The sequence below is a fragment of the Streptococcus sp. SM3 genome (assembly GCF_027497875.1).
On sequence record NZ_JAJNSA010000104.1, the window covers coordinates 1 to 8,521 of the forward strand.

Consider the following 8,521-nt stretch of genomic DNA (forward strand, 5'->3'; position numbering starts at 1 on the left):
TTGATCCTGAGTATGATCTTACCCACTACCGCGAGAAATTAGGAATGGTTTTCCAAAGCTTTAATCTCTTCGAAAATTTAAACGTCTTGGAAAATACGATCGTTGCACAAACAACCGTCCTCAAGCGCGATCGTAAAACTGCAGAGAAAGTTGCCAAAGAAAACCTTGAAAAAGTCGGTATGGGATCTCAATATTGGGCTGCCCGTCCGAAACAACTTTCAGGTGGTCAAAAGCAACGGGTCGCCATCGCACGCGCCCTCTCTATGGATCCTGATGCCATTCTCTTCGATGAACCAACTTCTGCCCTAGACCCAGAAATGGTTGGGGAAGTCTTGAAAATCATGCAGGACCTGGCAAAAGAAGGACTCACCATGATTGTTGTCACCCACGAAATGGAATTTGCCCGCGATGTCTCTAGCCGGGTCATCTTCATGGACAAGGGTGTCATCGCTGAGCAAGGAGATCCAAAAGAAATCTTTAGCAATCCAAAAGAAGAACGGACCAAGGAATTCCTTCAACGCTTCTTACATTAATCTCTTGAAACAGTTTGCTTACCAGTATGGAAGCAAGCTGTTTTTTTTTGTATCGTTTCTGCTTTTGAGGCATCGAAAAAAACCAGAGAGCAAACTCTCTGGTTTTCAATTGGAACAACAAATTAATTTTCGAATTTTTGATGATTTTTGTCATAAAAATCAATCAATCCAAGTGCAGTTTCAAACGAGATGTTCTTTACTTTTGCACGTCCTTGAGCCAAGGCAATGATAGACATTTCACGGGCATTTGTTTCTTTACTGATACGATACCCAGTAATTTTCTTATCACGTACCCATCCAACAACTGATTCTACTTTTTCAAAGTTCGATTTAGCCATGATCTTTCTCCTATATTATTATTTCCAATACTAATATAAATTTTTTTGCACATTTTGTCAACTAAAATCGCTGAAAATACGAACCTTTTTTAAAAAATGATAAAAAGTTTACTTTGCTTTCAAGGCGGATAATATTTGTGTACGAATGTTTTCGACACCATCTGGGTTTGCTGGTAGGAAAATCGTATTATTCCCTTCTTTATCTGCAAAATTATTTAAGGTATCTAAGTACTGGTTGGTTAAGAGAATGGACATGATTTGTTCTTCGGTCAAGTCTACATTCGCACCTTTTAACTCTTTAATAGAGTCTGCCAATCCATCGACAATGGCCTTCCGTTGCTCGGCAATACCAACCCCGTGCAAACGGTCTTTTTCCGCCTCTGCTTCAGCAGCAGTAACGATCTTGATCTTGTCTGCTTCTGCCAATTCCTGAGCTGCCACGCGTTTTCTTTGCGCCGCATTGATCTCGTTCATGGATTGTTTCACTTCGGCATCTGGCTCAACTTTGGTGATCAAGGTTTTAACAATAATATATCCATAAGTTGACATTTCTTCTGCTACTTGTTTTTGAACTTCAAGAGCGATTTCATCTTTTTTCTCAAATAATTCATCCAAGGTCAACTTAGGTACAGAAGAGCGCAAAGCATCTTCAATGTATGATTTAATCTGTGATTCTGGACGCATGAGTTTGTAGTAGGCATCCTTTACGTTGCTTTCGTTCACTCGGTATTGCGTCGCCACATTCATGGTAACGAACACGTTATCCTGAGTTTTTGTTTCAACCACGATCTCACTCTGCAAGACGCGCAATTGAACTCGTGCGGCAATTTTATCGATGCCAAAAGGCGCTCGCATATGAATGCCACTATCGCTAATTTTTTGATAACGTCCGAAACGCTCGATGATGGCAACTGATTGTTGCTTGACCACATATAGTGAGCTAATCATAATGAATCCTGCAACCATTAGCAAGAATAAAATAAAGATAAAAAATCCAGGCATAAAAAGTTCCTCCTTTTAATTTACGCATATCATATCATATGTCTTCATAAAAAAGCAATATATTCCCTAAAAATATATTGCTTAAATAGTCGATTATTTCTGCATGATACTCAGACCAGCATATTATAGAGAGTTTCATTTCCGTTCAAGTTAATGAAAGACGGATCAAAACGCTCAATACGATTGACCAAACCTGCATAGTCATGCTTATTGGCCAAAGTAACCCCAATCAAGACAGGGCCTGTTCCCTTACTAGCACGCTTGATGTATTCAAAACGTGTAATATCATCATTTGGACCTAAGATATCATTTACAAATTCACGAAGGGCCCCTGGACGTTGTGGGAAATTGACGATAAAGTAGTGTTTGACCCCATCGTAGATTAAAGCCCGTTCTTCCATCTCAGGCATACGGTTGATATCATTATTCCCACCTGAGATAATACAACAAATGGTTTTCCCCTTGATGTATTCGCGTAAGATTTCAAGGGATGCCACACTGGCCGCTCCTGCTGGTTCAGCTACGATCCCTTGTTTGGAATAAAGATCAATCAAAGTCTCTGAAATCAAGCCTTCATCGACCCCAACCAAAGTTTCCACATGTTGACGGGTCACTTCATAAGTCAATTGTCCCACTTTTTGCACAGCAATCCCGTCTGCAAACTTATCGATTTCTGGTAATTTGACGGGACCACCTGCTTCAAAAGCAGCCTTCATGGAGCGTGCTCCTTCAGCCTCTACCCCAATGACCTCAATCCGAGGCTCTGTTTCTTTGATGTAGGTAGAAACACCTGAAATGAGGCCTCCTCCACCAACAGGAACAAGGACAGCATCAAAGGTAATCGATTCTTTTCGAGCTTCCTCAAGAATTTCATAGGCCACTGTTCCTTGGCCAGCCTGTACGTGTGGATCATCAAACGGGTCAATAAAGGTCCGTTTTTCTGCGAGAGTAAATTCTTGGGCCGCCTTAGCTGATGCATCAAAGGTATCCCCCACCAACTTAATCGTTACATAGTCCCCACCAAAGAAGCGGACTTGGCCGATCTTTTGTTGCGGTGTCGTAATCGGCATGAAGATGGTCGCTGGAATCTTCATTTCATTACAAGTATAAGCAACTCCTTGCGCATGGTTTCCCGCAGAAGCACACACTACCCCACGCTCACGCTCTTCTTTTGATAATTGAGAGATCGCAAAGTAAGCACCACGAATTTTGAAAGAACGAACACGTTGGGCGTTTTCTTTTTTCAAATAAATCTTTGCCCCGTATTTTTCAGATAAATAGTGGTCGTATTCAAGGGGCGTATTGACAACGACTCCACTTAATATTTTATGGGCCTTGGCCACATCTTTTGCTGTTATCATTTCATACCTCTGTTGCTGTGTATTGATCAAAAAAGCAAGCTAGGGTGTCCCAACTTGCTTAGTCTTCTACAGACAATTAGTTGTAGATTTTGAAGGCGTCATCGTCGTTTTGACCAACGAATGGCATTGCTTTACGCAATTCAGCACCAACTTTTTCAATTTCAAGTTCTTCAGCTTGTTTGCGGAAGGCTTTCAAACGTGGGAAACCAGCATCGTGGTCTTCAACGAATTCACGCGCAAACTTACCTGATTGGATATCAGCAAGGGCAGCTTTCATGTTTTCTTTTACTTCTGGACCGATGACACGTGGACCAGTTACGAAATCACCAAATTCCGCAGTATTTGAACATGATTGACGCATTTTCTTGAAGCCACCTTCGTAGATCAAGTCAACGATCAATTTCATTTCGTGAAGTACTTCGAAGTAAGCCAATTCAGGGGCATAACCAGCTTCTGTCAAAACTTCAAATCCAGCTTCGATCAAGCTTGTCAAACCACCCATAAGAACGGCTTGTTCACCAAACAAATCTTCTTCTGTTTCTTCTTTGAAGGTTGTTGAAAGAAGACCAACGCGTGCTGAACCAACACCTTTTGCCCAGTCCATTGCGATGTCTTTGGCGTTACCAGTAGCATCTTGGTAGACAGCGTAAAGTGCTGGTACACCAAATCCTTCAGTGTAAGTACGACGTACCAAGTGACCTGGTCCTTTTGGTGCAACCATGAAGACATCTACGTCTTCAGGAGCTTTGATGTAACCAAAGTGGATATTGAAACCATGAGCAAATCCGAGAGCTTTACCAGCGCTCAAGTTTGGAGCGATTTCATCTTTGTAGATATCTTTTTGGATTTCGTCTGGTGCCAAGATCATGATGATATCAGCCAATTTAGTTGCTTCTGCAACTGGGTAAGCTTCAAAACCATCTTCTTTTGCTTTATCGAATGATTTACCAGGACGCACACCGATGATCACATCATGACCTGAATCACGCAAGTTTTGTGCGTGGGCATGACCTTGTGAACCATAACCGATAACGGCGATCTTTTTACCATCAAGTGCTGGTACTTTAACGTCTTTTTCGTATTCCATTTGAACTGCCATAAGTAAAATCTCTTTTCTATTTTATTATTTGCCTTTTTAAGGCGGGGTTAACAATGTTAAGGTAAGAATTAATCTCGAGTAAATCCGGTTGCACCGGTGCGGGCGATGTTTTTAATCCCATACGGGCGAATGACACGAATGAGGGCCTCGCTCTTTTCTGCATTTCCCGTCATTTGAACGGTAATCGAACTTGGGGCTACATCGACCACGGTCGCACGGAACGGTTGGATGATGGCCAAGATCTCTGCCCGCTTCTCAGCAGGTGCAGAAACTTTCACCAAGATCACTTCGCGCTCCAAGTGTGGTTTATCTGTGATATCCCGAACACGGATTACATCCACCTGGCGGTTGAGCTGTTTGATGATTTGCTCCACTTCATCGTGCGAAGCAACATCAATGATGATGGTAATCCGCGATACGTTAGGGTTTTCTGTTGCGCCAACAGAGATACTTTCGATATTGACTTGACGTCTCGATAGAACTCCTGTAAAGCGGTTCAGAACACCTGAGCGGTTTTGAAGTTTGGCTGTTAACATTCTACGCATTAAACTTCACCCCCAACATCTCATGATTACTCTTACCAGCTGGTACCATCGGTAAGACATGCTCTTTCCGAGAAATGTCTACTTCGATGAACATTGGTACATCTTCTGTGATGACTTCCAAATCCTTCTCTAGGGTTTCAGGATTATCAAATTTATAATTCTTGATCCCGTAGGCTTGCGCCATCAATTGGAAATCCGGAAGGCTATCAAAGACTGACTCTGATGTCCGACCATCATAGAAGGCTTCTTGCCATTGACGGACCATCCCAAGTGAATGGTTGTTGAGCATAACGACCTTGATGGGAACCTTATAAATATTTAAGATCGCCAATTCCTGGTTGGTCATTTGGAAACCACCATCTCCGACAAAGAGAACAACTTCTTTATCGGGATTGGCAATTTTTGCTCCGATAGCTGCAGGAACACCGAATCCCATCGTTCCTAGACCACCTGAAGTCACCAATTGGCGCTCATTTTGGTAAGGATAGTATTGAGCTGCCCACATTTGGTGTTGTCCAACGTCTGTGACGACAATAGCGTCCCCCTTGGTCAACTCTCCAATGCGTTCGATCACAGCTTGGGGCTGTACAACCCGTTCCTTCTTGTCGTAAGAACGAACCCGGTTCTTATCTTGGGTAACCTTTTCGATCCATTTTTCAGTGTTCAGATGAACCACTGGTTCTGCCAGCAACTGTTGCATGGCTTTTTTCGCATCACCAACGACTGGAATATCAACTGCAATGATCTTACCAATCTCTGCAGGATCAATATCGATGTGGGCAACCTTAGCATTCTTAGCGAAAGTTTTTGGATTACCTGTTAAACGGTCATCAAATCGACAACCAACACTAATCATAAAATCCGTCTCTGTCATGGCAATGTTAGCAGCGAAGGATCCGTGCATTCCTCCCATTCCTAGGAAAAGAGGATGACTGGTCGCAATCGTTCCTTGACCTAAAAGACTGGTCACTACTGGAATCTGATAGCGCTCTGCAAAAGCAATCAACTCTTTTGCAGCCCCAGCGTAACTTACCCCACCACCAGCAAGAAGAACTGGTTTTTTAGCCTTACTCAATTGCTTCAAAATCTTTTTGATTTGCAATTCATTTGGTTCAATGGTTGGCTGGTAGCTTGGAAGCTTCACACTTGGTTCATAGATGAAATCTGTCTCTATAGCAGAGACGTCTTTCGGTAGGTCAATCACCACCGGACCAGGACGTCCGGTCGTCGCGATATGGACAGCTTCTGTAATAATCCGCGGAAGGTCTGCCGTCTCACGTACTTGATAATTGTACTTGGTAATGGGCATGGTAATTCCCACAATATCCGCTTCTTGGAAGGCGTCTTTCCCGATTCCAGCGCGATTAACTTGTCCAGTAAAGACTAATAAAGGCACACTGTCGCTCATGGCATCTGCAATCCCTGTAATGGCATTTGTAGCCCCCGGTCCACTCGTGACGACTGCGACACCCAACTTCCCAGTTGATTTGGCATAGCCTTCAGCTTCATGCAAGCACCCTTGTTCGTGTCGTCCAAGAATATGCTTGATACCTTCAAAGCTATAAATAGCATCGTATAAAGGCAACACGGCTCCACCAGGATAACCAAAAATCGTATCGATTCCCAAATCACGCAGGGTTTCAAGGACAAGTTCTGAACCGGTTTTCGCAGTTTCTAAGGTAATTTTCTCCATGTCTCTCCTTTCCAGTACTTTGTTTCTCAAATGAGCATGCTACTATCATACCATTTTTGGAAAATAATTCAAGTAAAAATCACAAATTTTCTGAATTTTCTATCCAAATATGAATAATGAGAGTTCTCCTAAAAAAGAACAATCCAATCAAAAAAGTCTCTAGGAATCCTAGAAACTTTGCTTGCTTATAGCCATCCCTTTTCTTGGGCGATTTTCGCCGCCTCGGTCCGGTTCTCTGCATTCAACTTGGTCAGAATAGCCGACATATAATTGCGGATGGTCCCGTTTGAGAGAAATAAGCGATCAGCAATTTCTTGGTTAGAAGCCCCTTTTGCGACTTCTTTTAGAACTGCCTTTTCTTGAGGGCTTAGAGGATTGGGATGGGTCAAAATCCCTTCCATTAATTCAGGCGAATATTCTTTTTGCCCTGCTAAAACGGTATGCAGAGTGGCCATCAAATCCGTAATGCGGCGTTCTTTTAAGACATAGGCATCGACTCCAGCCTTGAGGGCCCGCTCAAAATAGCCCGGTCGCTTAAAGGTGGTAACGATGACGACCTTGAGCTGGGGTTGTTGACTTTTAGCCCATTCCAACACTTCTAACCCAGTTTTGATGGGCATTTCGATATCTAAAATCGCAATATCGACTGGATGTGTTTCGAGTAAACGAATGGCCTCTTGCCCATCGCCAGCCTGCAAGACATCTTCCACATCCTCTTGTAGGAGCAAGAGCTGGCAGAGCGCATCGCGTAACATACTTTGGTCTTCAGCAACTAATAAGCGCATCTTATTTCCTTTCTTGATAGGGGATCCGTATTTCTATGCGGGTTGGCTTGTGACGACGACTGATCTCTAACTCTCCTCCCAATAAGGCAATCCGTTCGCGGATCGAGTGCAGATCCTTATCGGAAACTTTACTAAAGCCGATGCCATTGTCTTCTGCAACCATTTCTACACCTGTCTCGGTGGAGCAATAAGAGAGAAAGGCCTGCGTCGCTTTGGCATGTTTGATCATATTAGTGGCTAATTCCAGAGACACCATGGCCAGAGCAGACTCTAGGATCGGCGAGATGCTAGCTGTATCGAGCTCATTCTGAATCTCCACTTTGACTTGCGCCACTTCTAGCATTTGCTGGACAGTTTCTAGCTCTCTTGTCAGGGTTCGCTGCTTCAAGTTCTCCACAATCTCTCGGACTTGGTGCATGGACTCCTGACTGATGGTTTGAATCTCTTGCACCTGCTCCTGCGCCTTCTCAACTTGACCCAATGCTAAGAATTGATCAGCCAGGTCTGCCTTGACACTGAGCATGGCAAAGGTGTGGCCTAGACTATCATGCAGATCGCGGCCAATCCGATGGCGCTCGTTTTCTGCCAGCAAAAGATTGATCTGGGCATTTTGCTTGGCATGATCAGCTTTCAACTCTTCCACCATCCGAATCCGAATCATGCCGTAGGTCATGGCATGAGTAAAAAAGAAAATAATGATTAAAAATACCCATTCATACTCCATCGCACTCTGTTTGAAAAAGATGGCCCCAAAAAGCAGGAATTGCGATAGAAAAACTGTCCAAAGATAGGGAGAGCGAAAATTGTGAATCTCAAAGTGATAGACCAATAGGTTGCTGATGAAGAAATAAAACCAAAAATAGTTGGCGTTAATAAAAAGAGTATTTCCTGCTACATAGGCTAGGAGGTATAGCCAACAAATCCAGGTCAGCTTTTTGTTTTCAGTAATCAAGACTCCTAGATAGGAAGCAATAAACAAGAGGGCTAAAAAGAAGTGCCAGTAGGGGACCTCCCCTAATAAAATAGAGATAAAGGGAAAGCCCATAAAGACTAGGCTAGCGTAAAACATATAATGGATACGCTTGAGTTTTTCAATCATGAACGAACCTCAGAATGACGACGATAAACAATGACAAGGGTAAACAAGACCAGGGTAAACAAGGTT

Annotated in this window: 9 protein-coding genes; 1 reads left to right on the forward strand and 8 read right to left on the reverse strand. The window is 43.2% G+C overall.

All coding sequences use genetic code 11. The features are described 5' to 3' along the window. The coding region (locus tag PAN06_RS11770; protein ID WP_269796405.1) for an amino acid ABC transporter ATP-binding protein at window positions 1-533 on the forward strand (533 nt) is incomplete at its 5' end. Between the two features lie 122 nt (window positions 534-655). Here PAN06_RS11770 and PAN06_RS11775 read toward each other — a convergent pair. The 8 genes from PAN06_RS11775 to PAN06_RS11810 form a co-directional block, all read right to left on the reverse strand. Next, window positions 656-871 carry a hypothetical protein gene (locus PAN06_RS11775; RefSeq protein ID WP_006594972.1) on the reverse strand — a complete coding sequence of 72 codons (216 nt, stop codon included), beginning with the start codon at window positions 869-871 and terminating at the stop codon, window positions 656-658. A gap of 108 nt (window positions 872-979) precedes the next feature. Further along, complete coding sequence (locus PAN06_RS11780) at window positions 980-1,873, reverse strand: SPFH domain-containing protein (protein WP_269796406.1); 894 nt, start codon at window positions 1,871-1,873, stop codon at window positions 980-982. Between the two features lie 110 nt (window positions 1,874-1,983). Further along, window positions 1,984-3,234, reverse strand: coding sequence for a threonine ammonia-lyase IlvA (gene ilvA / locus PAN06_RS11785; RefSeq protein ID WP_021154480.1), 1,251 nt, complete (start codon window positions 3,232-3,234; stop codon window positions 1,984-1,986). A gap of 76 nt (window positions 3,235-3,310) precedes the next feature. Beyond that, the gene (gene ilvC / locus PAN06_RS11790; RefSeq protein WP_003004157.1) at window positions 3,311-4,333 is read right to left on the reverse strand and encodes a ketol-acid reductoisomerase; all 1,023 of its coding nucleotides are present in this window, start codon (window positions 4,331-4,333) and stop codon (window positions 3,311-3,313) included. Window positions 4,334-4,401: 68 nt separating this feature from the next. After that, a complete protein-coding gene (gene ilvN, locus PAN06_RS11795) occupies window positions 4,402-4,878 on the reverse strand; it encodes an acetolactate synthase small subunit (protein ID WP_003010242.1) in 477 nt (158 codons plus the stop codon). Continuing rightward, the gene (locus PAN06_RS11800; RefSeq protein WP_257738278.1) at window positions 4,871-6,571 is read right to left on the reverse strand and encodes an acetolactate synthase large subunit; all 1,701 of its coding nucleotides are present in this window, start codon (window positions 6,569-6,571) and stop codon (window positions 4,871-4,873) included. Before PAN06_RS11800 ends, ilvN begins: the two co-directional genes overlap by 8 nt. A 185-nt stretch (window positions 6,572-6,756) precedes the next feature. Beyond that, window positions 6,757-7,356, reverse strand: a complete 600-nt coding sequence (locus PAN06_RS11805; protein WP_155199274.1) for a response regulator transcription factor — start codon at window positions 7,354-7,356, stop codon at window positions 6,757-6,759. Between the two features lies 1 nt (window position 7,357). Then, on the reverse strand, window positions 7,358-8,455 hold the full coding sequence (locus PAN06_RS11810; RefSeq protein WP_023919319.1) for a sensor histidine kinase: 1,098 nt from the start codon (window positions 8,453-8,455) through the stop codon (window positions 7,358-7,360). Between the last annotated feature and the right edge of the window lie 66 nt (window positions 8,456-8,521).

What these genes read in the sequence shown, in the direction of transcription:
- PAN06_RS11775 (WP_006594972.1), bottom strand. Translation starts at nt 871, where the DNA reads ATGGCTAAATCGAACTTTGAAAAAGTAGAATCAGTTGTTGGATGGGTA.
- PAN06_RS11780 (WP_269796406.1), bottom strand. Translation starts at nt 1,873, where the DNA reads ATGCCTGGATTTTTTATCTTTATTTTATTCTTGCTAATGGTTGCAGGA.
- ilvA (WP_021154480.1), bottom strand. Translation starts at nt 3,234, where the DNA reads ATGATAACAGCAAAAGATGTGGCCAAGGCCCATAAAATATTAAGTGGA.
- ilvC (WP_003004157.1), bottom strand. Translation starts at nt 4,333, where the DNA reads ATGGCAGTTCAAATGGAATACGAAAAAGACGTTAAAGTACCAGCACTT.
- ilvN (WP_003010242.1), bottom strand. Translation starts at nt 4,878, where the DNA reads ATGCGTAGAATGTTAACAGCCAAACTTCAAAACCGCTCAGGTGTTCTG.
- PAN06_RS11800 (WP_257738278.1), bottom strand. Translation starts at nt 6,571, where the DNA reads ATGGAGAAAATTACCTTAGAAACTGCGAAAACCGGTTCAGAACTTGTC.
- PAN06_RS11805 (WP_155199274.1), bottom strand. Translation starts at nt 7,356, where the DNA reads ATGCGCTTATTAGTTGCTGAAGACCAAAGTATGTTACGCGATGCGCTC.
- PAN06_RS11810 (WP_023919319.1), bottom strand. Translation starts at nt 8,455, where the DNA reads ATGATTGAAAAACTCAAGCGTATCCATTATATGTTTTACGCTAGCCTA.